Here is a 26,930-nt window from a genome sequence, read left to right as displayed (position 1 = left end):
CGGATAGCAGCACAGTTTTTGGTTGTACTCAATTGTGAAGTATTACGCTCGCAGATCCTTGCGCAGGATCTTGCCGACCGGCGATTTCGGCAGTTCGGTGCGGAATTCGATGAAGCGCGGCCGCTTGTAGTTGGTGAGGTTGGCCACGCAATGCGCCTTCACTTCCGCCTCGGTCAGAGCAGGATCCTTGCGCACCACGAAGAGCTTCACCGCCTCGCCGGAATGCCCATCCGCCACGCCGACGGCGGCGGCCTCCAGGATGCCCGGGTGCATCGCTGCCACTTCCTCGATTTCGTTCGGATAGACGTTGAACCCCGAGACCAGGATCATGTCCTTCTTGCGGTCGACGATCTTGGTGTAGCCGCGGGCATCCATGAAGCCCATGTCGCCGGTGCGGAAATAGCCGTCGGGCGTCATGGCGCGCGCCGTCTCATCCGGCTTGTTCCAGTATCCGGCCATCACCTGCGGCCCACGAATGCAGATCTCGCCAACCTCGCCAAGCGGCAGCGACGCGCCGTCCTCGTTGCGGATATCGAGATCGGTCGACGAGATCGGCAGGCCGATCGCGCCGGTGAATTCGGGCGAATCGAAGCGGTTGGCGGTGGCCACCGGCGACGTCTCGGAAAGCCCGTATCCCTCGGTAATGTGGTTGCCGGTAATCGTCAGCCAGCGCTCGGCCACCGGCCGCTGCACGGCCATGCCGCCACCCAGCGAAATCACCAGCGAGGAGAAATCGACCTTGGCGAATTCGGGGTTGTTCATCAACGCGTTGAAGAGCGTGTTTAGCCCAGGGAAGACGTGGACGTTCGATTTGGCGAATTCGCGCACGAGGGCAGGGATGTCGCGCGGATTGGCGACGAGGATGTTGTGCGCGCCGAGCGACATGCCCATCAGCGAATTCACCGTCAGCGCAAAGATATGGTAGAGCGGCAGCGCGCAGAGGAAGTTCAGCACATCCGGCCGCTGGCGCTTCTCGAAGGCGGATTTCAGCCAGAGTTCCAGCTGCAGCTTGTTCGACAACAGGTTCTTGTGCGTCAGCACCGCACCCTTGGCGATCCCTGTCGTGCCGCCGGTATATTGCAGGAAGGCGATGTCGCTGCCGACAAGACCTGATGGCTTCAGCGTCGCGCCGTCACCCTCACCAAGCACCTGCTTGAAGGTCTTGTGCCGGGGGATAGACCAGGTGGGAACGAGCTTCTTCACCTTGCGCACGAGCAGATTGACGATCAGCCCCTTGGCGCCCAGCATTTCGCCGAGCGAGGTGACGACCACATGGCGCACATCGGTATGGCCAAGCACCTGCTGAACGGTATGAGCGAAGTTTTCCAGGACAAAGATCGCCTTGGCGCCGGCGTCGCGCAACTGATGTTCCAGTTCGCGTGGCGTGTAGAGCGGGTTGACGTTCACCACCACGAGCCCGGCGCGCAGGATGCCATAGACGGCGATCGGGTTCTGCAGCACGTTCGGCATCATCACCGCGACGCGATCGCCCTTCTGCAGGCCGATTGCCTGCAGCCATGCCGCGACCTTGCGCGTCTGGCTTTCCAGCTGGCGGTAGGTGAGCGTCTTGCCCATGCTGGAAAAGGCGATGCGGTCGGCATAGCGCGCGCAGGATTTCTCAAGCAGCTCCGCCAGTGATTCGTATTCCAGCGCCGGAAGCTCGGCCGGTACGATCGCCGGATAGGTGGCAAGCCACGGCTTGTCGGGCCTCTCACCGCCAGGATGGGCGGAAATGCTGTTCATCGTGTCTCTCTCCCTGTCGCTGCCGGCGGGGCGCCCGTCGAAACTATTGGATGATCCTCCATCCTCCAATACGGCAGCTTATGTCATTGCTCGAATGGTTCAAGCAGCATCAGGCTACAATAACCTTGACGTAAACGTCAATATTGCGGCGCCCGCCAAAATTGCGGATCAAATTCGGGAACAACGGGCAGCGGGCGACGTTTTCAATTCATACGCTTGGCACAACAACCGCCAGGCACGAGGAACCAACAGAAAGGGAGTAGAGACATGCTGCAACAGGACAACGACAAGACCCTCCGTGACCCGAACGTCAAGGATACGCACTCGCTGATCGCCAGCGACCGTGTGGAAGGCACCCGCGTTTACGGCGCCGATGGCAAGCACATCGGCTCGATCGAGCGCCTGATCCTCGGCAAGAGGGATGGCCGCGTCGCCTATGCCGTCTTGAGCTTCGGCGGCTTCATGGGCATCGGCCATGACCACTACCCGCTGCCCTGGGATAAGCTGTCCTACGACACGCAGCTGGATGGCTACCGCATCGACCTGACCAAGGAACAGATCGAAGGCGCGCCAAGCTACGCGGATGATGACGACACCTGGTACAACGACAACGGCCGCCGGGTCTACGATTACTACGGCGTGCCGCCCTACTGGATGTAAGTCTCCCGCGAGGCCGGAACGGAAGGGTCCCGCCGCGTGCGGGACCCACCGACGGCCACAAAAACCTCCGGCGAAAGTTGGAGGTTTTTGCATGAGTGCATTGGCCTTAGCTCAACTCGCGGACACGAGATCGTTGGCGGAGCGCAACACAGTCCCAACCACGATATCGGCTACACCGATCGCCGCCTGCGTCTCTACTTCGAACACATGCGTCTCGCCCGGCAAAAGCGTGATCAGCATCGTATCCACCACCGCATCCGGATCGAGACGATCAGCCATCAGGCAGAGATCCTTAAGCAGGCTCACGGCCGTCACCGCGACCGCATAACCGCCCTTCCGCTTGCTGACCTCGATCCTCATCTCCGGCTTCGGCAGCTTGAGGTCGATATCCTCGACGAAATAGTGAAACGCGCGCCGGTCCAGCATGTCGACGACGATCACTTCATTGCCGGGATCATCGGCGGTGGCGATATCCTGAGGCAGCGTAAACGCCTTCGCCTCGAACCGGTCGCAAAGCAGCCGCCAGAATTCGAACTCGGCAAGCACGGTCCCATCAAGCCGCAGCCGCTTGCCCGAAATCTTCGCCCGCCAGAACAGCGTCCGCTCGTTGACGGCAACGGCGGCGAGCCCGCCCTCGCGCGGCTGGATCGTCAGAAGCCGGGGATCGAAAGCCTGGCGCATCGCATACCACAGCGGCTTGCGACGCCCGGCCGAATCCAGCGCCGCCCAGGAGGTCACCGGCCAGCAATCGTTGAACTGCCAGACGACTGCGCCCTTGCAGATATCGCGGTGCGAGCGCATGTGCTCGACCGCGAAGCGGATGGCGCGCGCCTGGTTCAGTTGCGTGGCGAAATGCCAGTCGTTCATCGTCCGTGGCTCGGGCAAGTGGCCGGCCAGGCCACGGATCAGCTTGTCATTGCCCTGCGTCGCCTTCTGGTGATGGAAGACGCCATTGGAGACGGGCGTCAGCGGCGCCTCGTGCACGCTCTCTTCCAGCGTCGCCCAGTTGGGTGGCGCCTGCCAGCCGAATTCAGAGCAGAAGCGCGGGATATAGTTGCGGTAGACCTCATAGCCCACGTCGTTCCACACATCCCATATGTGCTTGCATCCATGCGCATCGGCATTCGGCTCGATCTCCATCGTGCCGGAATAGGGGCTGCCGGGATAGTAGGGGCGGTCGGGATCGAGCTCGGCGCAAAGCCTCGGCAGGATATCGAGATAGTAGCCGAGCCCCCAGCTCTCACCCTCCTTGATGATCGGCCGCCAGCCCCACTCGTCGAAGCCCCAGATATTCTCGTTATTGCCGTTCCAGACGATCAGCGAGGGATGCGGCATCAGCCGCGCGACGTTGTCGCGCACCTCCGCCTCGACCTCGCCACGGAGCGGCTCTTCCTCGGGATAGGAGGCGCAGGCAAACAGGAAATCCTGCCACACCAGCATGCCCACCCGGTCGCATTCTTCGTAGAATTCATCCCGCTCGAAGATGCCGCCGCCCCATACCCGCAACAGGTTGATGTTGGCAGCCTTCGCCTCGTCGATCCGCGAGGCATAGCGCGCGGCGGTGACCCGCGAGGGGAAGCAATCGTCGGGGATCCAGTTGGCGCCGCAGAGAAACAGCGGCACGTCGTTGATCACGAATGTGAAGGCCGAGCCATGCTCGTCCGGCGACGTATCGAGCCGCACCGAGCGGAAGCCGATCTGCTTGGCGTAATCGTCGAGCAGTTCATCGCTCTCGCAATCGCGCAGTTCGACCCGCAGCGGATAAAGCGGCTGCGCGCCGAGATGATGCGGCCACCAGATCTGCGGCGAGGGCACGCGCACCTGGAAGCGAACCTCGTCGCTCCCGGCCTCGACGATCTCGCTATGCGTGACACCGCCGATGTTGGCCGTGATGCGGCAGTCGCCGGCGTCACTGGCGCGCGCGATCTTTGCACGAACCGTCACCAACCCGTCTCCACCGGCAAGCGTCGCCGAAACCAGCGTCTCGGCTAGCCGCGCCTTCGCCCAGCGCTCCAGCCGCACCGGCTTCCAGATCCCCGCCGTCACCAGCGTCGGACCCCAGTCCCAGCCGAAATTGCAGGCCATCTTGCGCATCAGGTTGCCGGGGCCGGGATAGTTGTTCGGCCGGTAGCCGTAATGCGCTTCCATCTCCGCGCCATAGGCGTAGGCCGAGCGGAAGGTCACGACCAGCTCGTTGCCCTCGGCCTTCAGGCGATCGGAAACGTCGAAGCGGTAGGTTCGGTGCATGTTGAACGTCTGGCCGATCTCTTCGCCGTTGAGCGAGATCGTCGCCACCGTATCCAGCCCGTCGAAGACAAGCTCCTGCACGAGATCGGCATCGGGCGATGCGTCGAAGCGGCAGCGATAGGTCCAGTCCTCGCGGCCGATCCAGTCATTGGTGATTTCGTTGACATCGACATACGGATCGGGGATCAGCCGGCTCGCCAGGAGGTCCAGATGCACGCATCCGGGCACATGCGCAGGCACGGTTTTCGGCAGATCCGGCTTTCCTGCAACGTTACAGTTGAGGGTCCAGCCGGTATGCAGGTCTGTCTTGGAAATCATCGGGGTCTCTTAAAGATAGCGGCCGTGGCGCTGCAGGACTTCGATCTTGTAGCCGTCGGGATCGGTGATGAAGAAGAACAGGGCAAGCAGCTTGCCGTCGCGGTTGAGCTCCACGAGCTTGCCGGGATTGAGCCCGGCTTCCGTCAGCCGCTTGTGCTCGACGGCGACCTCGTCGACCGACACCGCCAGATGCCCGTAGCCGTCGCCGAGGTTGTAAGCCTCGATGCGGCCCTTGTTGATCGTCAGCTCCAGCTCGAAGCCGGTCTCGCGGTTGCTCAGATAGATCAGCGTGAAGGTTTCGAAATCGATGCGGTCGGCGACCTCGAGCCCGAAGACCTTGCCGTAGAATTCGACCGAGCGCGCTTCGTCGAGAACGCGGATCATCGAGTGTATCATCTTGGCCAAGGCTGCCTCCATCGTGCGTATCAGGCCGCTTTGGTAGCTGCTGCCTTAGGCGGTGCGCAAGCCCATTCTTCGCGTCATCGCGCTTTCCACCAATCCCACCGCATCATAGATCAACAGCGCCATCAGCCCGACGATCAGGCCGCCCTGCAGGATGAAGGCCGTGTTGTCAGATATCAGCCCGGCGATGATCACTTCGCCGAGCCCCTTGGCGGCCACCGTCGAGCCGATCGTCGCCGTCCCGATATTGATCACGGTCGCCACCTTCACGCCCTCGATGATCAGCGGCAGCGCCAGGGGCAGCTCCACCTGGAACAGCCGCTGCGTCGGGTTCATGCCCATGCCGTCGGCGGCATCGAGCACGGCGGGGGAGACCTGGCGCAGGCCGGAGATGGTGTTTTCGAAGATCGGCAGCAGCCCGTAGAGAAACAGCGCCACCAGCGTCGGCCCGGCACCGAAGCCCATGGCCGGCACTGCCAGCGCCAGCACAGCGACCGGCGGAAAAGTCTGCCCCGCATTGGCGATGGCGCGCGACAGCGGCAGGAAATCGGCGCCGCTCCGCCGCGTCACGAAAACGCCGCCCAGAATGGCGACCACGGCGCTTCCGACAATCGAGATCAGCACCAGCTGCAGATGCCCGAGCGCCAGAAGCGGCAGGCTGCTTTGCGTGTAGACGGCGGGCGCGTTGTTCTTGGTGAGCGGCGTCAGCAGGAAGGACAGCCAATCCGTCCGGAACAACAGGATCAGAAGCAGCGCCAAGGCCGCGACGCGAAAGAGATTGGCGGTGAGGAGCTTCATTCCTTGCGGCCCAGCTCCAGGAGGTGCGACATCGAGATCGACCCGATTGCCGCCTTCTTCTCGTTCTCGACGGCCGCTTCGTCGATCCCCTGCCAGATCATCTCGGCCAGCGCGTCGCGCAGGCTGAGCGATTGCGGCAGGCCGTGGTCGAGCCCGGCCTTGGCCGGCGCCATGCCCGATGTCAGCGGCAGCAGCGACATGCGCTTCAGCGCCCGGTCGGTCGTCCCCGTCAACTGCTGCACGAAGGGGTCGGCGGGCTCGGTGATGATCTTTTCAGGCGTCGAATATTGCAGCAGCCTGCCGCCGCGCATCACCGCGATCCGGTTGCCGAGGTGGAAGGCCTCGTCCATGTCGTGGGTGACGAGAATGATCGTCGTGCCGAACTGCTTCTGGATCGCCAGAAGATCGTCCTGCGCCTTGCCGCGAATGACGGGATCGAGCGCGCCGAAGGGTTCGTCCATGATCAGCACCTCCGGCCCCGCTGCCAGCGCTCGCGCAACGCCGACGCGCTGCTGCTCGCCGCCGGAAAGCTGATGCGGATATTTCTTGGCAAAGGAGCGCGGGTCGAGATTGAATAGCCCGAGCAGTTCGTCGACGCGGGCATCGATCCTGCCGCGCTCCCAGCCGAGCAACTGCGGCACCGTCGCGATGTTCTGCGCCACCGTGCGGTGCGGAAAGAGCCCGTTGCCCTGGATGACGTAGCCGATATTGCGGCGCAGCTCCGTCTCCGGCACATCGGCCACGTTGCGCCCGCCGACGCGGATTTCGCCAGACGTCATCGGCACCAGCCGGTTGATCATGCGGATCAATGTCGATTTGCCGGAGCCCGAGGTTCCGACGATGACCGTGATCTCGCCCTTCTCGACCGCCATCGACACATTGTCGACCACGGTCGTATCGCCGTAGCGCTTGGTGACGTTGCGGATGTCGATCATGCTCATGCGGCAGGTCCCCGTATGCTGTCGGCGACCGCATCGAGAATGACGGCCGAAGAGAAGGCGAAGATCACGGTCGGCACGGCGCCGAGAAGAACGAGGTCCATGGCCGTCTGGCCAAGCCCCTGGAAGATGAAGACGCCGAACCCGCCACCGCCGATCAGCGCCGCCACCGTCACCAGCCCGATCGCCTGCACCAGCACGATGCGAATGCCCGTGAGGATGACGGGCAGCGCCAGCGGCAGGTCGATACCGGTGAGGATCTGGCGCCGCGTCAGCCCCATGCCGGCGGCTGCGTCGCGCACGGCGGGGTCGACGCCCTCGAGACCGACAACGGTATTGGCCACGATCGGCAGCAGCGAATAGAGCACCAGCGCGATCAGGGCGGGTGCCGCGCCGATGCCGCTGATCCCGACTGCTGCCGCCAGCGGCACATGCGTCGCGAGATAACCGAGCGGCAGCATCAGCAGGCCGAAGAGAGCGAGGCTCGGGATCGTCTGGATCAGGCTCAGCCCCTGCAGCAGCGCTGCCCGCAGCTTGGGCACCCAGAAACAGACGATGCCGAGCGGCAGGCCGATCGCCACAGAGATCGCCAGCGACCCGAAGGCCAGCTCAACATGCGTCCATGCCTCGGCCCAGAACTGGTCGCCGCGATTGGCGAACTCGCGCATGATCGAGAGACTGTCGAGCAGCCCCGACCAGAGAAAGATGCCCAGCAGACAGGCGTAAGCAGCAAGCGCCGCGACCCGCATCCACGGCCTCGGCCGCACCTTCACCAGCGCATCGGATATGATCAGCGATGTGACCGCGAGCAGCACCCAGAAGCCGCCGCCTGGCGTCATGCGCGCCGCCGTGCTGCCCTCTGGCGTAAACGACGTCGCCACGAACCCGATCGCCGCCAGCAATGCCGCCAGACAGAGCGTCGAGATCGCAAGCCGCGCATAGGCGTTTTCGAGAAACAGCACCGCGCAGGCCGAGAGAACGAGGAGCAAGGTGAGGATGGCGACGGAGGGCTGGTCCAGAAGCTGCATCAGCAACATCGGCTTGCCCGATGCGATCCGGTTCGCCTTCACATAGATGAATGGCAGCAATGCCGCCGCCGCGACGCCCGCGACGACGAGAACGACGCCGAGCCGGTCCAGTCTGCGGACCGCTAAGGTTTCTTCCATCGATCCATCCCAGCCTGGAAGGAAAACGGCTCCGCATCCATCGCTGGACGCGGAGCGTCGGCGATTACTTCAGGAAGCCTTTTTCCTTCAGATAGGCCTCGGCGACGCTCTTCGCCGGCTCGCCATCGACCTGGATCTTGCCGTTCAGCTTGCGCAGCTCGTCGGCGGTCAGGCTCTTGAAGATCGGCGCCAGGATCTCTTCGATCTTCGGGTTGGCCTTCAGCACCTCCTCGCGGATGATCGGGGTCGGCGCATAGACCTGCTGCACGCTCTTGTCGTCTTCGAGAACGGTAAGCTCGGCAGCCTCGATGGCGCCATCCGTGCCGTAGACCATGGCGGAGTTCGCGCCGTTCGTCTGGTCGGCTGCGGCCTTGATCGTTGCGGCGGTATCACCGCCCGAGAGCACGATTTCCTGCTCCGGCTTCAGCGCGAAGCCATAGGTCGTCTGGAACGCCGGCAGCGCGCCGGCGGTGTTGACGAACTCGGCCGATGCCACCAGCTTCGCCTCGCCGCCACCGGCGACCCATTTGCCGAAATCGGACATGCTCTTCAGGTTGTTTTTCCCGGCAACGTCGTTGCGCACGGCGATGGCCCACGTGTTGTTGGCGGGCGAGGGCGTCAGCCAGACGATCTTGTTGGCGTCGTAATCCAGCTTCTTGGCCATGTCATAGCCCTGCTGGATGTTCTTCCAGGCGGCATCGTCGGGCTTGTTGAAGAAGAAGCCGGCATTGCCGGTGTATTCGGGATAGATGTCGATCTCGCCTGCGGTGATCGCCTTGCGCACCACGGGCGTGGCGCCGAGCGCGATGCGGTCCTTCGTCTTGATGCCATTGGCGTTCAGCGCCAGCGCGATCACGTTGCCGAGCAGCGTGCCCTCCGTGTCGATCTTCGACGACACCACGACATCCGCGGCTTGCACCGCACCCGCCGTCAGGGCGCAGAGCGATACGGCAAGGGCTATTCTTTTCAGCATGACCATCCCCTTTATTCCTTCAAAGGCGCGGAAAGCCTTGGCGCAAGGCGAACCGCTCGAAACTCCCCGGCGAAGACAGCGGACTGTCGGCGACCGATCCAATGCGTAACTGACATAGTGTGCACGATTGAAAAATCGATGCGATTGCGAAAATACTGTTCACGACACTGTCCAATCGATCGATGGCCAATCGTCTTCAGGTCTCAGCTCGCAAATCCAACTCTGCGATGCTAACCGGAAGATCAGGCTTGGGCTTGGACGATCATGAGATGACGAGGGAGGAAAGCGTGACAATCTTGCTTGAGGTATGCGTGGATAGCCCGCGCGGTCTGGCGGCGGCCATCGAAGGCGGGGCTGACCGTATCGAATTGTGCTCGGCGCTCGAGATTGGCGGGCTGACGCCCGTCGCGGGCATGATGAAAGCGGCGGCTGCCGCTCCCATTCCCGTCTACGCGATGATCCGCCCGCATGCAGGTCCCTTCGTGTTCGACAGCGGCGATGAAGCGGCGATGATGGCGGATATCGATGCCGTCAGGGCCTTCGGCCTCGCAGGCGTGGTCATCGGGGCAAACCTTGCCGACGGCACGCTCGACATGCCGCTGCTCCATCGTCTGAAGGCACACGCCGCAGGCCTCGGCTCGACACTGCATCGCGCCTTCGACCTCGTCCCCGATCCCGACGCGGCGTTGGAGCAGGCCGTCGAGCTCGGCTACGAGCGCATCCTCACCTCCGGCTGCATCCCCAAGGCCATCGATGGCCTGGAGACATTGGCGCGGCTGTCGAAGAAGGCGGACGGGCGGATCTCGATCATGCCGGGAAGCGGCGTGCGCCCCGCCAACGCGCCGCAGATTCTGCGCGCCACCGGCGCTCACGAAATTCACGGCTCCTGCAGCTCTCCGGTCGCAAGCGTCGATCCCCGCGCGGTCGCCTTCGGCTTCGAGGCCGCGTCGCCCAACCGAACGGACCCGTCCATCGTGCGCCAGATGCGCGAGGCGATTGATAGTCTTTAGGAGACCTTGATCACGGCCTTGATCAGGCCGCTCTTCTCATGCGCCCAGCGCGCCAGATCGCCCGGCGCATCGGCAAGCGTCGTGCGGTGGGTGATCAGCCGGTCCACCGGCACGAGGCCATTGGCGATCGAGGCCGCCACATGCTCGAAGTCGATCCGCGTCGCATTGCGGCTGCCGATCACCATCATTTCGCGCTTGTGAAACTCGGGGTCGGAGAAGCGGATATCGTCCTTGACGACGCTGACCAGAACCAGCGCGCCGCCATGCGCGACGAACTGGAACGCCTTCTCCATCGAAGGGCCATAGCCGGTCGCGTCGAAGACGACGTCGAAACCATCCCCGCCAGTCTTCGCCTTCACCGCATCAAGGGTCGCATCATTGGCGACGATACCTGACGTAAATCCGAAGCGCTCGGCAGCCATCTCCAGCCGCTCCGCACTCGTGTCGAGCAGGGTCACTTCATGGCCGGCGATCCGCGAAAAGATCGCGGCCCCAAGGCCGATTGGGCCGGCGCCGATGACGAGCGCGCGTGAGCCTGCGGGCGAAAGCGAGCGGCGCACGGCATGCGCCCCGATCGCCAGGAATTCCACTGTCGCCGCCGCTTCCAGGCTCAGCCCCTGCGCCGCATAGAGATTGCCTGCCGGAACCGTGATCTCCTCGCAGAACGCCCCATCCGTGTGGACGCCGAGCACCTTGATATCGGTGCAGCAATTCGCCTTGTCCTTGCGGCAGGCGACGCATCGGCCGCAGGAGATATACGGGTTGACTATCACAGGCGTGCCGACCGCGATCTCGACCCCTGCGCCGGTTTCCACCACGGTTGCGGAGATCTCGTGGCCCATCACCCGCGGATATTCGAGAAACGGATGCTTGCCCTCGAAGATGTGATAGTCGGTGCCGCAGATGCCGACATGGCTGACGGCAAGCCGCGCCCAGCCGGCTTCGGGCGTGCCGGGAGAGGGGCGCTCGACGATCTCGAGAACACCCGGTTGTTGGCAAAGCACGGCTTTCATGATGGTTCCTGCATTCTATTGAAAGGAAGCCGGCGAGTGGCCGGCTACCTGTATTGGCGTTTAAGAGCTGCGGCGACGGCGCAGCTGATCGAAGTAGACGATCACGATAATCAGCAGGCCGGTGATGATGCGCTGCCAGAACGAGTTGACGTTGAGCAGGTTCGCGCCGTTGTTGATCGTGGCCAGGATGAAGGCGCCGATCAGCGGACCATGCACGGAGCCGACCGCGCCGAACAGCGAGGTGCCGCCGATGACCGACGAGGCGATCGCCTGCAGTTCCCAGCCGTCGGCCTGCGTGGCGTTGCCGATGGCGATACGCGATGCGAGCAGGACGCCGACGAAGGCCGCGAAGGTCGCCGACAGGATGTAGGCCATGTAGATGATGCCGTTGACCCTGACACCCGACAGACGCGCTGCCTCGCGATTGGAGCCGACAGCGAAGAGATAGCGGCCCCAGCGGCTGAGATGCAGGAAGATGTAGGACGGGATCGCGACCAGCACGACCATCCAAAACAGGCTCGGGACGCCAAGGAAGTCGGCACGGGCGAAGTTCGTGAAGGGCTCGTTGACGATGTTGATCGTCGAGCCGTTGGTGATCAGAAGCCCGATGCCGCGCAGCGACGTCAGCGTCGCCAGCGTGATGATGAAGGGTGGCAGGCCCATCTTGACGATGCCGAAGCCATGAAACACCCCGATGCCGACGCCGATCAACAGCGTGATCAGGATCGCCGCCCAGACGGGGAAGCCCGCCTGCAGCAGCCATGCCAGGATGACCGTACAGAAGCCGACAATCGCGCCGACGGAAAGGTCGATGCCGGCGGTGATGATCACGAAGGTCTGGCCAAGCGCCAAAATCGCCGTCATCGCGCCTTGGCGCAGAAGGTTGGAGATGTTGAGCGGCGTCCAGAAGCTGGCAGTGACGACGCCGAGCAGAATCCACAGGAAGGCCAGAAGACCGATCAGGGTCAGGCCGAACAGGATGTTGACCTTGCGGCGCGGCGGCGGCGCGGCGATCTCGGTGGGGGTTACGGTCATTTTCTCTCTCCCTCTTGTTCTTTTAGACGCCGATCGCTTCGCTCAGCACTTCTTCATGCGTGGCGGCGTGGAAGTCGTGGCTCGCCACCAGCTGGCCGCTGCGGAACACATGCAGCCGGTCCGCCAGTTCGTAGACCTCGGGCAGGTAGGAGGAGATCAGAATGATCCCCGCGCCCTGCTTCAGAAGCTTGGCGAACAGCCGGTAGATTTCCGCCTTTGTGCCGACGTCGACGCCGACGGTCGGCTCGTCGAAGATGAAGAGCCGCGCCCCATGGCTCAGCCACTTGCCGATGACGACCTTCTGCTGGTTGCCACCCGACATCGCCGAGACCAGCACCCGCCGGCTGGGCGTCTTGATCGCGAGGTCGCGGATCTGCTGGTCGGCGTTCTGCGTCTCCTCGCTGTGACTGATGACAGGTCCCTTGCTGAGCCGCTTAAAGACCGGCAGGTTGATATTGAGGCCGATCGGCAGGTTGAGGCAGAGGCCCTGGTCGCGGCGGCTTTCCGGCGCCAGCGCGATGCCGAGTTCCATCGCGGTGCGCTCGTCCTTGATGTTGACCTTCTTGCCCATCCAGTGGATTTCGCCGGCCGTGGTCTTCTCGCGGCCGTAGAGCCCGAGCGCGAATTCGCTGCGCCCGGCGCCGATCAGGCCATAGAGGCCGACGATTTGCCCCGCCTTCACCGATAGCGACACGTTCTCGAAGCCCGGCCCGGACAAGCCGCGCACATCGACGATGGTCTCGCCGATCGCAATTTCTTCCTTGTGATAGATCTGCTCGATCGAGCGGTTGATCATCAGCGCGATCAGCTCGTTCTCGTTGGTCTCGCCGATATTGCGGGTTCCGACATGCGTGCCGTCGCGCAGAACCGAGACGCGGTCCGCCAGCTCGAAGACTTCTTCCATGCGGTGGCTGATGTAGACGATCGTGACACCTTCGCTCTGCAGGCGCCGGATGAGCTTGAAGAGCTGCGCGGATTCCTGGCGCGTCAGATAGGCGGTCGGCTCGTCGAAGATCAGGAACTGCGTGCCGCGCATGGCCGCGCGCGCGGTCGCCACCAGCTGCTGCTGGCCGATCGTGAGATCGCTCAACGGCACACCGGCCGGCAGGCCGAAGCCGAGATCGTTGAGAACGGCCTGCGCCATCTTCTCCATCTCGCGCTTGCGCATCAGCCCGAATTGGTTGACCTCGTCGCCGAGGAAAAGGTTGGCCGCCACGCTGAGATGCGGGCAGAGCACGACTTCCTGGTGCACCGCGTTGATGCCGCGCGCGATCGCCTCGTTGGGCGTCGCCAGCGCGACCGGGTGTCCGCACCAGTGGATTTCGCCGGCCGTTCTTGTGATGACGCCGGTCAGAAGCTTGATCAGCGTCGACTTGCCGGCGCCGTTTTCGCCGACGATCGCGTGGATCTCTCCGGCAAGGAAGGTGACAGTTGCCGGCTTCAGCGCCTGCACATATCCGTAATTCTTCTGCAATCCCTTGAGTTCGAGGATCGGGGCGCCCGCGGGTACGCGGTTCGCCTCCTTCAGCTTGGCGCTGTCATCGTGGCGATGACTGACCTCTTCCAGGCTCATTTGCGTCTCCTCCTCGCGAATTGCCATGTCGTCCTTCGCCGTCCGCTCCCCTTGAGGAGTTCGGCCGAAGGGAAGAAGGGCCGTGCGGGATCGCTCCCGCACGGCGCTCGTCAGGTCGTTACTTGATCTTCGGGTTCAAGAGAGCGTCGATCTTCGGGTCGCTCATGTTGGCCTTGGTGACGAGGTTGGCGCCGGTATCGACGTTCTCCTCGACCTTTTCGCCCTTGGATACGGCAAGCGCGGTCTTCACGCCGTCATAGCCCATGCGATAGGGGTCCTGCACCACGAGGCCGGCAATCGAGCCGTCCTTGAGGAAGCCGACCGTCTTGTCGTCGCTGTCAAACGCGATGACCTTGATCTTGTCGCCGAGCTTGTTTTCGGCGATTGCCTGGCCGACGCCCTGGCCGAGGATGAGGTTCGAAGCGAACACACCCACGAGGTTCGGGTTGGCGGTGATCAGGTCGGTCATCATGTTGAGGCCGGTCGTTGCCTGGCCGTCACCATACTTGTCGGCGATGAGCTTCAGGCCCGGATGCTTGGTCTTCAGCTGATCGAGGAAGCCTTCGCGGCGCTGCTCGAGCGAGCCGACGCCAGGCAGGTTGGTCAGGATGACGACTTCGCCTTCTTCCTTGCCGGTCATTTCCTTGATCGCCGCGGCCAGGCCGTCGGCTGCGATGCGGCCGCCCTGGACGTTATCGGTGGTGAGGAACGACTTGAAGGCCTTCGAATCCGCGCCGGAGTCGATACCGATGATCGGAACGGACTTGGCGGCTTCGTCGATCGGCTTGCCGAGCGCCTTGAATTCGGTCGGCGAGATGACGATCGCGGCCGGCTTGCCGGCAACGGCGTTCTCGAGAATGCTGATCTGGCCGTTCACGTCGGACTCGGCCTGTGCGCCAAGCTCCGGCACCTTGACGCCGAGATCCTGGCCTGCCTTGCGGGCGCCAGCCAGCACGATCTGCCAGTAGAAGGACGTGGTGTCCTTGACGATAATAGGAATGGTCACGTCTGCCGCAAAGGACGGCATCGGCACGGCTGTTGCCATGACGGCGGCGCCCGCAAGAGCGGTAAAGGCGCGACGCGAAAGAATGGACTTCATGCGCATGTTGGTTCTCCTCCAAGTGCGTTCTTCCTCCAGGAAATCTCTCGCGAACGCGAACGAGAGACTTTTATCGATAAAAAACATTTACGAGTTTGAAGCTAGCCGAGGCCTGCCTTGTTTGCAAGGCCGCGCCGGATAAGCCCTTTGGCTCTTTCCGGACCAGTCCTGCACTCGTTTATCGATCGGGCCGCCGGCACAAAGGCGCCGGCAACTCCCCATTCCCAGTCTCGTTACCTTTTCCTCCGAGGCCAGACGTCCCTCCAAGACATCCGGCCAAAAAGGCTTCGAGTTCGATTTATGAAATATCGGTTCCGCGTAAATGTCAACACGGAACGTTTATTCCGTTTCTATCCCTATCCCCAGAATACCTCTTCCGGCAACACGACGCCTTTCTTCAGGATGATGTTGCCGTAGAGCCGAAACTCGGTGGTCGCGACGATATAGGCGGCCTTGCGCGACCGTTCGTAGAAGGCAAAGCGCTCAAGCGTCGAAATGCCGAAATCGCCGGCACGCTTGGAAACGATGGTCTGAAACTCCTTGCAAACCTCGGGCACGGCGGTCGGATCGCCCACCACTTCCATCACCCAGGCCGATTCCGGCACGAACGTATCGAGCGGCATATGCGTCAGGATCGCTTCCGCCATGGTCGTAGCACTGACGCCATCGGCGCGGATCATTTCCGGGCCCATGGAAAAAGACGGGAAGTTGGCGTCGGCGATGACGATCTCGTCCCCATGGCCCATGCGCGCGATGGCGCACAGTAGATCGGGGCTGAGGACGGGATGAATTCCTTTAAGCATTCTGTTTTTCCTTAAACGCGAACAGCATCGTCGCCGAGTGGCGGCGCAACGAGGGTGAAGCTATCGAATTCCGGATAGATCGTCTCCGGCAAAATCGGTGAGAACAGGTCCATATTCCGCGTCACGCTGGAAGCCTTGCCGGTGCCGATCAGCACCGACGACACGAGCGGGTCGCGCAGCGCGAACTGCAGCGCCGGCGCGGCGAGCGATACACCGTTCCTGGCTGCGACCGCTTCCATGCCGCGCACCTTGGCGAGCACCTCTTCGGTCGCCGGCATATAGTCGAAGTTCGACCCCGCCACCGCACCGGTCGCGAGAATACCGGAGTTGAAGACACCGCCGACCACCAGCGAGGTCCCCTTCTTGCGGCAGAGCGGCAAGAGTTCGGCTTCGGCCGAGCGGTCGAGCAGCGTGTAACGCCCGGCCATCAGGATGCAGTCGATATCGGCATTGCGCATCACGTCGAGGCACACGGGTACCTCGTTGACGCCAAGCCCGAAGGCCTTGATCGCGCCCGATGTCTTCAGCTCTTCCAGCGCCTTGATACCGGTATCGAGGAACTGCTTGAGATAGACGGCATTCTTCGCCGCCCCATGCGTATAGCCGCCGATATCGTGGACATAGAGAATGTCTATCCGGTTCAGCCCCAGCCGCGCATAGCTGAATTCGACCGAGCGCATGATGCCGTCATAGGAATAGTCGTAATCCGCATCGAAGGAGAGCGGATCGACATAGGAGTAGTCGGGAACCGTCCCCGTCGGCACCGGGCGCAGCAGCCGCCCGACCTTGGTGGAGAGCACCCATTCGCTTTCCGGTTTGCCGCGCAGGAAATCGCCGACGTGGCGCTCGCCGAGCCCCAATCCATACCAGGGCGCGACGTCGAAATAGCGGATGCCGCTATCCCATGCCGCGTCGAGCGTATCCATTGCCTGTTCGCGCGGGCAGGCGCGGTAGAGGCCGCCAAGGGCTGCGGCGCCGAAGCTTACTTCAGTCACCTCAAGCTCGGTCCGGCCGATCCTCCTCGTCTTCATCATTCCTCCCTGAAGACTGTCGATATTATTGATTAAAGCGTTGCTCCGAGATGCCAAGGCACGAATTCGTTATCGCCGTAGCCGAACTCCTCGCTCTTGGTCTTCTTGCCCGATGCCGTATCGATGATCAGGTCGAAGATCTCGCGCCCCTTACCTGAGATCGTCGCATCGCCGCTGGCAATCGTGCCGCAATCGATGTCCATGTCCTCTTCCATCGAGGCATAGAGCGCCGAATTGCTGGAGAGCTTGATCGACGGTGCCGGGCGACAGCCGAAGCAGCTGCCGCGGCCGGTGGTAAACGCGATCATGTTGGCACCGCCCGCGACCTGGCCGGTGGCCGAGACGGGATCGTAGCCGGGTGTGTCCATGAAGACGAGGCCGGGCGCGGTCACCCGTTCGGCATAGCCGTAGACGGCCGTCAGCGGCGAACGCCCGCCCTTGGCGACAGCCCCGAGCGACTTCTCCAGAATGGTCGTCAGCCCGCCGCGCTTGTTGCCGGGGGAGGGGTTGTTGTCGAGCGAGGCGCCGTGCATCGCCACATATTTTTCCCACCAGACGATTTTCTCGTCGAGCTTGCGGGCGACCTCCTCGCTGACCGCGCGGCTGCGCAGCAAGTGCTCGGCGCCGTAGATCTCGGAGGTCTCCGACAGGATCGCCGTGCCGCCGGCAGCAGCCAGAAGATCGGCCGCCACACCCAGAGCCGGGTTGGCGGTAATCCCTGAGAAGCCGTCGGAACCGCCGCACTGCATGCCGATGATGATGTCGCTGATCGGCAGCGGCACGCGCCGCTCGCGCCCGACATCGTCGGCGATTTCCTTCAGCATGCCCATGGCGCGCTCGACGGCGCGGCGCGATCCGCCGGCATCCTGGATGTTGAAATGGCGCTTGGAATTGCCGGCGCCGCTCTGGCCGTAGAGCGTCAGCTGGTTGACCTCGCAGCCGAGCCCGATCATCAGCACGCCGCCGAAATTCACATGCCTGGTATAGCCGGCAAGTGTCCGGTGCAGAACAGCCATGCCGTCGCCGGTCGAGCTCATGCCGCAGCCCTGGTCGTGGACGATGGGCACGAAACCATCGATGCCCTCGTAATGCGGCAGGATGGTGCGGTTGGCCTGGTCGGCGATGGCGCGACAGACCGTGGTGGAACAGTTCACGCTGGCGATGATGCCGATATAGTTGCGTGTCGCCGAGCGTCCGTCGGCGCGCTTGTAGCCCATGAAGGTGCGCGCGCGGTCGGCCGCACTCGCTTCTTCCGGCGCCGAATTGGCGGTGGCCGCCAGGCGGTCGTTTTCGAAATGCAGGTTCTGGCTATGGATGTGCTGGCCAGCTTTGACGTCCGATGTCGTGCGCCCGATCGCCTGCCCGTACTTCACCACTGGCTGCCCAAGCGCGATATCAGTGAGCGCGATCTTGTGACCGGGGTCGATCTTCTCCAACGTTGTTATCCCCGCCACCATCTCGCCGGCGGCGATCGGGGCCGTAGCCACCGCGACATTGTCGCCTGATGACAGGATGATCCAAGGGTCTTTCTTCAACGATCTTCTCCCTAGGGAAACACTCGCTGCATCGGCGAATGCGCATTGCTTTTGTTTTTTATCTACAATAAACATTTTCAAGTCAACGGGATTATTGATCCTGTGGACGAGGGAGGCAAACAGCCGCGGACGATCCAAAATAAGATAAGGATCGCCGAGAGATAAGCTCCTGCCACGCGCCGGCGCCCGCCATTCGCGGGCTTTCGCCGTGTGCCGCAGGGCAACAAGGCAGGGTGTGCATGGCGCGGCAAAACACGGTCTTCAAGGAAGCGTATAATCGCTATGTCGCGGCTCTGCGTGCCGATGAGACCCTTCCGTCCGAGCCCGATATCGCCGCCAAGCTCGGCATCAGCCGCAGCACCGCCCGCGCCATCCTGACTCGGCTCGACGAGGAAGGCATCATCAGCTGGAACAAGCGCCAGAAGGTGGTGCTGCGCACGCCGACTGAGGCCGATCTCTTTCCCTCGGAAGAGACCGATTCCCTGCACAACATCATCGAACGCAGCTTTATGCAGCGCATCCTGTCGGATGATGCAGCCCCCGGCACGCAGATCAACGAGCTGGAGCTTGCCCGCGACATCGGCACCGGCACGACCAGCGTGCGCGAATTCCTGATCCGCTTCTCGCGCTTCGGGCTGATCGAGAAGCGGCCGAACAGCCACTGGATATTGAAGGGTTTTACCCGCGAATTCGCGCTGGAACTCGCTGAAGTGCGCGAGATGTTCGAGCTCCACTCCGCCGCCGAATTCGGCCGGCTGCCTCAGGATAACGAAGCCTGGCGCGCGCTGGCGGAGATCAAGGCAGAGCACCACGCCCTGCTCGAGGATCTTGACGGTCGTTATAAGGAATTCTCAGCCCTCGACGAGCGCTTCCATTTGCTGATCCATGGAGCCGCGAAAAACCGCTTCATCGCCGATTTCTACGACGCCATCGCCATCGTCTTCCACTATCACTACCAGTGGAACAAGGCCTTCGCCCGCCAGCGCAACGAACGCGCCATCCATGAGCATCTGGACTATATCGCAGCCCTTGAAGCAGGCGATCCAGCCGCGATCGACGCCGCCTGCCGGGTGCATCTGCGCTCCGCGCGCCAGACCTTGCTGCAATCCCTTCCGCAGCCCGCGGTCGACGGGGAAACGCTCGCGAAATAGTGCCGAAAGGCATCGGATGGGCGAAAAAAAGCCCGCTCAAGGCGGGCCAGGTCTCGCGAACTCAATACAATCGATAACGCAATACCAACGAGACAGCTCAACCTATCACCCCGCGCTGCGCCTTGCACTTCGCTCATTCGGATGAGGTTCGCAGGCTGGCATCAGGCAATGGGAGCATGCGCCGATCACCACGTCATGCGTCTCAGCTGATCGGCGCAAGCTCGATCGCAATCGGCTTAGCGCCGGGGAAAATCATTCCATCCGGAAGCACGCGCCTTCGCGAACACGATCTGTGCCTCACGGCCCAGAAAGAGCAGACCGAAGATGCCTATGATCGTCAGGATATCCCACATGTGCGCTCTCCCCAATTGCGTTGCGGGCCGTGCCTCAGACCCCTCATGACACGGCCCGCCCAATCCAAACGCGACCGCCATCACGTTTCAGGACGATCGCATTCATATGCGACATCAATGCGTCGCGGTATCGCGAATTCTGGGGATGTGGCCGTTTGGCGCATCACTTTAAGGTGCGTGCCCAAGCGCAAATCGCGAGCGCGGACTATGTTGAGACCTGCAATATTTTACGCCCGCCCATTCTTGCTGTCAGGTCAAGTTCTCGAGTTTTCTGATCGGAAATATCTGGGAACGTCTTGAAAACTACTTGGCGAGGCGACATCCGCGAATTTTTAAGCGGGAGCAACAAGAACAACTCCCAAGTTGTGCGATTTTCATAAGATTTAGCTAATGGCATCCACACTTTGTTAACTGCGAATTTCTTAGTTTGGCACCCATAGGCTGTAAGAATCAGCCGTATCGGTCTTCGTTTTAATTCAAGGTTTTATTTTAGAGGCCTTTCATGTCGTCGTTGCTTACCAACGTGTCAGCCGTCGCTGCGCTTCAGACGCTTCACTCCATCAACTCAGGGCTGCAGAGTGGCCAAAATCACGTGTCCTCGGGCCTACGTGTCGCCAAGGCGGCTGACAATGCCGCCTACTGGTCGATCGCAACGACCATGCGCTCCGATTCCAGTGCTGTCTCGGCTGTTTCCGATGCTCTCGGGCTTGGAAGCGCGAAAGTGGACACTGCGTACGACAGCATGGAATCGGTTATCGACGTTTTGTCAGAATTCAAGGCTAAGTTGGTCGCGGCAGAAGAAGATGGTGTCGACAAAGCTAAAATACAAACCGAACTCAACCAACTGAAGCAGCAGGTTGTAAGCATTGCGACTAGCGCCAGTTTCAGTGGGCAGAACTGGCTAAACACCGACATACCTGACATCCACGACGATTCGCTCAATCGCGCTTCAGTGGTGTCCTCGTTCATTCGAGACGATGCTGCCGGTGTTCAGGTGACGAGCGCGCCCGTTGATCTCTCTAAGATATCCTTATTCAACACGACCGGGCGCGGCCTGCTGCAAGCTGACGTTTCTGTCGATCCAACAAGCCCGAGTGGCCCGACATCCGGCACGCCCAACATATATTCTGTGCAGGAATACTATAATTTCTCCGGGCCAATCACGCTGAGCTCATCTGATAGCATCAGTTTTGATGTCGTAGTTCACCCTGGCGGTACCGGTCCGGATGCGACTCTGAATACCACGATCAGTCAGTCGGACGTAAACTCGGCGCTCGGAATTTCCACGGGTACTATATCTGACGGCTTCGACATGGATAAGGTTCTGAATCATGTTTGGTCAGGCAATGGACTTGGCCTCGGCACCGGAGCGTACGGGCAGGTGCAGCCAGATGGAAGCACACTCTGGCACTCATTCATCGTTAGCTCAAGGCAGGTCAGCGACCAGCCAGATTCGCATATTGAGATCACAAACATAGTTTCGACACTTCCCGGTGGCGCAGCAGGGGGATTGGGGAGCGCCTCTTACTACACTGCTCGAAGCAGTTCTGCGGGCACGGGATCCGGGGGATCCGGGGGCAGTAGTGCCGATTTGAGGGTGAATTTTTTGGACATAGACATAACAAACGGCGTTGGTAGTAATCTTCAGGCTGTCGAGGGGATGCTAAGCCGAACGACGGCCGCGGCCTCAACTCTCGGCTCACTCGCCATGAGGATCGGCATGCAGATGGATTTTGCGAGCAAGCTCAAGGACAGTATTGATAGCGGTGTTGGCCGTCTTGTGGATGCGGATATGGAGGAAGAGTCCTCCAAGCTTGCAGCAATGCAAACTCAGCAGCAACTCGCCATTCAGGCCTTGTCGATCGCCAACTCCGCACCGAGCGGCATTATGAGCTTGTTTAGGTAAGTCGCCTCTTCCGGTCGGCGCACCTGAGTTACACTGCAACCGCTACGGCGCAAGACATCCCCTCAGCAACGTCCACACAGCGCAATGCCAACGTCGTAGCAACGTGACTACCGCGTAATCTTGTCCTGATTCTTGTCGGAGAAAAAATGGTGCCGCTTGCAGGACTCGAACCTGCGACCCCATCATTACGAATGATGTGCTCTACCACCTGAGCTAAAGCGGCAATCCGGCGGGTGATTTGTGTTCGGCCCGCGATTTGCATGGCGCTGATACAAGCATTGTCGGAAGATTTCAAGCGCCCTGTCACGTCTTTGGCAAAAAAGAACGCGGCTGTGGAAATATGCCCCGCGCCGCTCAGGCCGGCGAGGGGAGCGCCAGTCGGTCGCGCGCCGCGTCGTATTCCTTTTTCATGCGGTCCACGAGCGCCTCGACGGGTTCGACGGCCTTGATGGCGCCGATGCCCTGGCCGCTGCCCCAGATGTCCTTCCAGGCCTTGGCGCCGCCCACGGCCTGTTCGAAATCCATCTTCGAGGCGTCGGCGACCGGCAGGTTGTCGGGGTCGAGGCCGACGGCTTTGACTGACGGTTTCAGGTAGTTGCCGGCGACGCCGGTGAAGTAGTTGGAATAGACGATATCGGTGGATGCGCCGTCGACGATCGCCTGCTTGTAGGCGTCGGATGCGCGCGCCTCGTCGGTCGCGATAAAGGGGCTGCCGATATAGGCCATGTCGGCGCCCATCGCCTGCGCCGCCAGGATCGCGCCGCCATTGGCGATCGCGCCGGCAAGCAGAAGCGGACCGTCGAACCATTCGCGGATTTCCTGCACCAGGGCAAACGGCGAGAGCGTTCCCGCATGGCCACCGGCACCCGCCGCCACCGCGATCAGCCCGTCGGCGCCCTTGCGGATCGCCGAATTGGCGTGCCGGTTGTTGATCACGTCATGCAGCACGATGCCACCATAGGAATGCACAGCGGCATTCACCTCGGGCACGGCGCCGAGCGAGGAGATAACGATCGGCACCTTGTACTTCACGCAGAGCATTAGGTCGTGCTCCAGCCGCTTGTTCGACGTGTGGACGATCTGGTTGACGGCAAAGGGTGCGGCCGGTCTGTCCGGATTGGCGGCGTCGTGCGCTGCGAGATCCTCGGTCATCATTGCAAGCCATTCGTCGAGCTGGCTCTCCGGCCGCGCATTGAGTGCCGGGAATGCGCCGATGACACCGGCCTTGCACTGCGCCAGCGTCAGCGCCGGGTGCGAAATGATGAACAGCGGAGAGGCCACCACGGGCAGTCTGAGGTTTCGCGTCAGGATCGAGGGCAGGGCCATGGGTCACCGTGAAGAATTGACGTTTACGAAAACGTCAATGTGATAGCAGAGAGTTTTCGCCAGGAAAAGACCGCCGTCGCGGTTCCGCCAACATCGCTTGCTCTATAAAAAGGCCTGCCTTTCGGTATTATCCCCTACTGAACGGGCGCCGTCGGCGGCCTCAGCCTTGCGGTTTACGGCCTCAGCCGCTACCGCAGTTGCATATTGTTAAGCATATGACGCCTGTCATCAGAACGAAGGACCGGACGTGAGCGGATTAGAAACGGCTATCAGAACGGCGCTAGACAATGCCGATCGCGACAATCCCGAAGTCCGAGCCAAGATCTATCAATCCGCGCGCCAGGCGCTGGAAGCTGGCCTGCGCAAGCAGGACGTCACCGATACCAACGCGATCGCCCATCATCGCCACCGTCTGGAAACGACGATCCACATGATCGAGGCGGAGGAGCGACAACGCCTTCATCCGCGCCAGGGACCGCCCGAAGTGCCGGTGCCGCCAGTGGTCGATATCCCGCCACCACCACCGCCTCGCGCTCCGGATGATTTCGACAGCCCGACGATCGGCGGCGAAACGCGGGCGCCGGCGCCTGACGTCATGGTTGCCGACAATCGCTACGAAGAGGACTCCGGTCTCGGCGGCCTGCATGCCGGCGATGCGGATCATCTGGCGGCGGCTCCCGAACCCTTCGTGGCCGAGAAGAAGCCAGCCAACATGGATTTCCGGCCCGAGCGTGCCGTCGCCCGCCGCAAGCCGCGCAAGTTTTTCTCGCGCCTGCTCGTCTGGTGCGTCCTGCTCGCCTTCATCGGCATGGGCGCCTGGTGGGCGCACACATCAGGCCTGCTGATGACGGCGGCCGAGCGCGATACCAGCGTCGCCAATCCGCCCGCCACCACCGCGCCGGAGGATTTCAACGGCGCGAATGACAATCACACCGCCGACAGCGACGCCAGCCAGGCGCCGGTCATCGATCCGCAGAATTCCTTCTCCGCCGCATGGCTCGAAATCTTCAAGCCGTCGGATGCCAACAAGATCGTCAAGGGCGCGCAGTCGCGCGTCGAGAGCATTGCCGAAAATGATGGTCCGGCCGTGCGCCTGACCTCGCAAAGCGCCGGCGCCGACGGCAATGTCGGCATCACCGTTCCGCCGGATATTTTGCAGCAACTCGCCGGCAAGTCCTCGACGATCGCGGTCACTTTGCAATCGACCTCCGATGAGCCGACGCAGATCACCGTCGAATGCGATTTCCAGTCGCTCGGCGATTGCGCCCGCCACCGCTTCACGGTCAACCGCGAGAAATCGGATGTCCTCCTGCAGGTTCGCTTCGATCGTTCGCTCGCGCCGACCTCGGCCGGCACGCTGTTGATCAACAGCGACGTGGACGGCAAGGCGAGGGGCATCAACCTCTACGCCGTGCGCATCCTGCCCGGCCAATAAGCCGGTCGGGCAACCGCTCAGTTAGTACGCTCGGGAGCCGTCACTTCAGGAACTTCGGCCCCTGGCCGATGATCTTGTCGTCGAGCTTGCCGATCGCGTCCTTGTCCTTGCCGTCGTAATCGATGGTCTTCAGTATGTGGCGGATGAGGTTCAATCGGGCGCGGCGCTTGTCGTTGGCGTGAACCACGGTCCAGGGCGCGAATTCCGTGTGCGTTTCCTTCAGCATCCGGTCGCGCTTTTCGCTGTAGTCGTCCCACTTGGTCAGCGCCGCGATATCCATCGACGACAGCTTCCATACCTTCCGGGGATCATGGCGGCGGTCATGAAACCGCTTCAGCTGCATCTCGCGGCCGATATCCAGGTAGAATTTGAAGAAGAAGATGCCCTCGTGGCTGATCACCTTCTCGATCTGCGGCGCCTGCGCGAGAAAATCCTCATATTGTTTGGGCGTGCAGAAGCCCATGATTGGCTCGACGCCGGCGCGGTTGTACCAGGAGCGGTCGAAGAGCACGAATTCGCCCGCCGTCGGAAACTGCGCGATGTAGCGCTGGAAGTACCATTGTCCGGCCTCGCGGTCGGTGGGCTTGGTCAGCGCCACCACGCGAGCAAGGCGAGGGTTCATGTGGGCGGAAGAGGCGGAGATCGCGCCGCCCTTGCCGGCGGCATCGCGGCCTTCGAACAGCGCCATCACCCGCTTGCCGGTTGCCTGCAGCCAGAACTGCACCTTCACCAGCTCGATCTGAAGCGCCTTGAGCTCTTCGAGATACTCTTCTTCCTTGAGCTTCTTGTTATAGGGGAAGTCACCCGATTTCAGCGCCTCCTCGTCCACCCAGTCGGGCAGCACCGGATCGTCCACGTCGAAGACGCGCTTCTTGCCCTTGATATCCAGTTCGACTGCTCTGCTTTCGACATCTTCCGACATGGCGATCCTCCTCGGTATGTGCGTAGCCGCCAAGGCGAACATATTTCCTTTTGAAAATCAAACCTCTCGGCATCAGTAAAAATTATGTGCGCAGTCGGGGTGCATTGTCGGTTTGCTGGCGGCATCGGTAAACTTCTGTCATGAAAGAGCGTTATCAGGCGAAGTTTGATAGCCAACGAAGAACGAATCGACGTCGCGAGGGGCACTTGGAACAGCAAACGCCATGGACGGCCAAACTGGCGGCAAAGCTCCGTCGGGAGAGCTTCGTGCTTCTCGTCGCGCTGGCGATTGCGTTCATCGCGGTGACCGCCGGCATGAACGGCTGGGGCGTGCTGGGCCTGCTGGCGATCATGCTGCTTGCCATCATGTGCTCGTCCGAGCCGCGCCCCCGGGTCGCCTCGGCCCCGCCGGCGTCCGAGGTCGAGGAGCCGGCCGCGCGCAGTCTCCTGCCCGAGGTGTCGGCGACGCTTTCGGCGCTCGACATTCCCGTCATGGTGCTGGCCGGCGATGCCTCCGTGCTGTTCCAGAACCGCGCCGCTGAAAAGGCCTTCGGAGAGATGGTCATCGGGGCGCATATCTCGGCGCGCCTTCGCTCGCCGGGCATTCTCGACATGGTTCGCGAAACCATCGTCACCAACGCGCCGAACCAGATCGAGCACTCCGAACGCCTGCCGTCGGAGCGCGTCTATATTGTCCGCAGCTCGCCGGTCGAACTCGGCGCCGTCGGCGGTCCCAATCATGCAAGCGAGCGCCTCTTCGTGCTGTCCTTCCGCGACATATCGGAAGTTCGCCGCATCGATCGCATGCGCTCGGATTTCGTGGCCAACGCCAGCCACGAGCTGCGCACGCCGCTCGCCTCGCTGCGCGGCTTCATCGAAACCATCCAGGGGCCGGCGAAAAGCGATTTCAAGGCGCAGGAACGCTTCCTCGGCATCATGTTCGACCAGACCACGCGCATGAGCCGCTTGGTCGACGACCTCTTGTCCCTTTCGCGCCTCGAATTGAAGTCGCATATCGCGCCGGATGAGAAGGTGGATCTCGTGCCGCTGCTTGGTCATGTCCGCGATGCGCTTCTGCCGCTCGCCAATGATGTCGGCGTCGATATCCAGCTGCATCTGCCGGAAGGCCGAGCCGAGGTGGCGGGTGATCGCGATGAGCTGGTGCAGGTGTTTGAAAACCTGATCGAAAACGCCTGCAAGTATGGCCAGGAAGGCAAGCTCGTTGAGGTCTACCTGAAGAATGGCCCCAGCGGACCCGTCGAGGTCACTGTCGTCGACAAGGGGCCGGGTATCCCGGCCGAACACGTACCACGCCTGACAGAGCGCTTCTATCGCGTCAGCATCGAGGATAGCCGCTCCAAGAAGGGCACCGGCCTTGGCCTTGCCATCGTCAAGCACATCCTGACGCGCCACCGCGCCCGCCTGATCGTCAAGTCCGAGGTCGGCAAGGGAACCAGCTTTACCGTCCGGTTTTGACATAAAAGACCGTCCGGT

22 protein-coding genes and 1 tRNA gene are annotated in these 26,930 nt (G+C 62.0%); 6 read left to right on the top strand and 17 right to left on the bottom strand.

Annotated elements, in window-relative coordinates; translation table 11 throughout:
* Positions 1 to 42: 42 nt before the first annotated feature.
* Positions 43 to 1,743 (bottom strand): long-chain fatty acid--CoA ligase, encoded by a 1,701-nt coding sequence (locus B3605_RS18420; RefSeq protein ID WP_112940972.1) that lies wholly within the window; start codon positions 1,741 to 1,743, stop codon positions 43 to 45.
* A 267-nt stretch (positions 1,744 to 2,010) separates the two neighbouring features.
* Here B3605_RS18420 and B3605_RS18415 point away from each other — a divergent pair, with 267 nt between their 5' ends.
* Positions 2,011 to 2,403, top strand: a complete 393-nt coding sequence (locus B3605_RS18415; protein ID WP_018898279.1) for a PRC-barrel domain-containing protein — start codon at positions 2,011 to 2,013, stop codon at positions 2,401 to 2,403.
* A 111-nt stretch (positions 2,404 to 2,514) separates the two neighbouring features.
* On the opposite strand, the gene B3605_RS18410 is transcribed toward B3605_RS18415, so the two are convergent.
* From B3605_RS18410 to osmF, 6 genes are all read right to left on the bottom strand, one after another.
* On the bottom strand, positions 2,515 to 4,968 hold the full coding sequence (locus B3605_RS18410) for a glycoside hydrolase family 2 protein (RefSeq protein ID WP_112940971.1): 2,454 nt from the start codon (positions 4,966 to 4,968) through the stop codon (positions 2,515 to 2,517).
* Positions 4,969 to 4,977: 9 nt separating this feature from the next.
* Positions 4,978 to 5,373, bottom strand: a complete 396-nt coding sequence (locus B3605_RS18405) for a VOC family protein (RefSeq protein WP_112941031.1) — start codon at positions 5,371 to 5,373, stop codon at positions 4,978 to 4,980.
* Positions 5,374 to 5,418: 45 nt separating this feature from the next.
* Positions 5,419 to 6,168, bottom strand: a complete 750-nt coding sequence (locus tag B3605_RS18400; RefSeq protein WP_112940970.1) for an ABC transporter permease — start codon at positions 6,166 to 6,168, stop codon at positions 5,419 to 5,421.
* Complete coding sequence (locus B3605_RS18395; protein WP_112940969.1) at positions 6,165 to 7,109, bottom strand: ABC transporter ATP-binding protein; 945 nt, start codon at positions 7,107 to 7,109, stop codon at positions 6,165 to 6,167. The genes B3605_RS18400 and B3605_RS18395 overlap by 4 nt, the downstream gene beginning before the upstream one ends.
* Positions 7,106 to 8,272, bottom strand: a complete 1,167-nt coding sequence (locus B3605_RS18390; RefSeq protein ID WP_112940968.1) for an ABC transporter permease — start codon at positions 8,270 to 8,272, stop codon at positions 7,106 to 7,108. Before B3605_RS18390 ends, B3605_RS18395 begins: the two co-directional genes overlap by 4 nt.
* 64 nt (positions 8,273 to 8,336) lie before the next feature.
* Positions 8,337 to 9,245, bottom strand: coding sequence for a glycine betaine ABC transporter substrate-binding protein OsmF (gene osmF, locus B3605_RS18385; RefSeq protein ID WP_112941030.1), 909 nt, complete (start codon positions 9,243 to 9,245; stop codon positions 8,337 to 8,339).
* Positions 9,246 to 9,532: 287 nt separating this feature from the next.
* On the opposite strand from osmF, the gene B3605_RS18380 reads away from it, so the two are divergent.
* Entirely contained in the window at positions 9,533 to 10,255 is a 723-nt protein-coding gene (locus B3605_RS18380; protein ID WP_296435449.1) for a copper homeostasis protein CutC, read from the top strand.
* Here the strand turns inward: B3605_RS18380 and B3605_RS18375 are convergent.
* The 7 genes from B3605_RS18375 to B3605_RS18345 all read right to left on the bottom strand — a co-directional run bounded on the left by B3605_RS18375 (position 10,252) and on the right by B3605_RS18345 (position 18,344).
* The gene (locus tag B3605_RS18375; RefSeq protein ID WP_112940967.1) at positions 10,252 to 11,268 is read right to left on the bottom strand and encodes a zinc-binding alcohol dehydrogenase family protein; all 1,017 of its coding nucleotides are present in this window, start codon (positions 11,266 to 11,268) and stop codon (positions 10,252 to 10,254) included. The two genes, B3605_RS18380 and B3605_RS18375, sit on opposite strands and share 4 nt — an antisense overlap.
* A 60-nt stretch (positions 11,269 to 11,328) precedes the next feature.
* Positions 11,329 to 12,303, bottom strand: coding sequence for an ABC transporter permease (locus B3605_RS18370; protein ID WP_047507192.1), 975 nt, complete (start codon positions 12,301 to 12,303; stop codon positions 11,329 to 11,331).
* Between the two features lie 22 nt (positions 12,304 to 12,325).
* The gene (locus tag B3605_RS18365; protein ID WP_112941028.1) at positions 12,326 to 13,876 is read right to left on the bottom strand and encodes a sugar ABC transporter ATP-binding protein; all 1,551 of its coding nucleotides are present in this window, start codon (positions 13,874 to 13,876) and stop codon (positions 12,326 to 12,328) included.
* Positions 13,877 to 13,994: 118 nt separating this feature from the next.
* Positions 13,995 to 14,981 (bottom strand): ABC transporter substrate-binding protein, encoded by a 987-nt coding sequence (locus B3605_RS18360; protein ID WP_112940966.1) that lies wholly within the window; start codon positions 14,979 to 14,981, stop codon positions 13,995 to 13,997.
* A gap of 350 nt (positions 14,982 to 15,331) precedes the next feature.
* Positions 15,332 to 15,778 carry an RbsD/FucU family protein gene (locus tag B3605_RS18355; RefSeq protein ID WP_018898291.1) on the bottom strand — a complete coding sequence of 149 codons (447 nt, stop codon included), beginning with the start codon at positions 15,776 to 15,778 and terminating at the stop codon, positions 15,332 to 15,334.
* 11 nt (positions 15,779 to 15,789) lie between these two features.
* On the bottom strand, positions 15,790 to 16,809 hold the full coding sequence (locus B3605_RS18350; RefSeq protein WP_112940965.1) for an aldo/keto reductase: 1,020 nt from the start codon (positions 16,807 to 16,809) through the stop codon (positions 15,790 to 15,792).
* Between the two features lie 32 nt (positions 16,810 to 16,841).
* A complete protein-coding gene (locus tag B3605_RS18345) occupies positions 16,842 to 18,344 on the bottom strand; it encodes a UxaA family hydrolase (RefSeq protein ID WP_112940964.1) in 1,503 nt (500 codons plus the stop codon).
* Positions 18,345 to 18,583: 239 nt separating this feature from the next.
* On the opposite strand from B3605_RS18345, the gene B3605_RS18340 reads away from it, so the two are divergent.
* Positions 18,584 to 19,495, top strand: a complete 912-nt coding sequence (locus B3605_RS18340) for a GntR family transcriptional regulator (protein ID WP_112940963.1) — start codon at positions 18,584 to 18,586, stop codon at positions 19,493 to 19,495.
* Between the two features lie 855 nt (positions 19,496 to 20,350).
* Positions 20,351 to 21,754, top strand: a complete 1,404-nt coding sequence (locus tag B3605_RS18335; RefSeq protein ID WP_112973910.1) for a flagellin — start codon at positions 20,351 to 20,353, stop codon at positions 21,752 to 21,754.
* Between the two features lie 147 nt (positions 21,755 to 21,901).
* Here B3605_RS18335 and B3605_RS18330 read toward each other — a convergent pair.
* Positions 21,902 to 21,977: transfer RNA gene (locus B3605_RS18330), tRNA-Thr, on the bottom strand.
* 131 nt (positions 21,978 to 22,108) lie between these two features.
* Entirely contained in the window at positions 22,109 to 23,080 is a 972-nt protein-coding gene (locus B3605_RS18325) for an NAD(P)H-dependent flavin oxidoreductase (RefSeq protein WP_112940961.1), read from the bottom strand.
* Between the two features lie 247 nt (positions 23,081 to 23,327).
* Between B3605_RS18325 and B3605_RS18320 the strand changes: the two genes are divergently transcribed.
* Positions 23,328 to 24,515, top strand: a complete 1,188-nt coding sequence (locus B3605_RS18320) for a hypothetical protein (protein WP_112940960.1) — start codon at positions 23,328 to 23,330, stop codon at positions 24,513 to 24,515.
* A gap of 40 nt (positions 24,516 to 24,555) precedes the next feature.
* Here the strand turns inward: B3605_RS18320 and ppk2 are convergent, their stop codons facing one another.
* Positions 24,556 to 25,437, bottom strand: coding sequence for a polyphosphate kinase 2 (gene ppk2, locus B3605_RS18315; RefSeq protein ID WP_112940959.1), 882 nt, complete (start codon positions 25,435 to 25,437; stop codon positions 24,556 to 24,558).
* Between the two features lie 206 nt (positions 25,438 to 25,643).
* Between ppk2 and phoR the strand changes: the two genes are divergently transcribed.
* Positions 25,644 to 26,912 (top strand): phosphate regulon sensor histidine kinase PhoR, encoded by a 1,269-nt coding sequence (gene phoR / locus B3605_RS18310; protein WP_183795142.1) that lies wholly within the window; start codon positions 25,644 to 25,646, stop codon positions 26,910 to 26,912.
* Positions 26,913 to 26,930 lie beyond the last annotated feature (18 nt).

This window comes from Rhizobium sp. UBA1881 (genome assembly GCF_002338015.1).
Taxonomy (GTDB): domain Bacteria; phylum Pseudomonadota; class Alphaproteobacteria; order Rhizobiales; family Rhizobiaceae; genus Rhizobium.
This window is presented reverse-complemented; position numbering and strand designations above follow the sequence as displayed.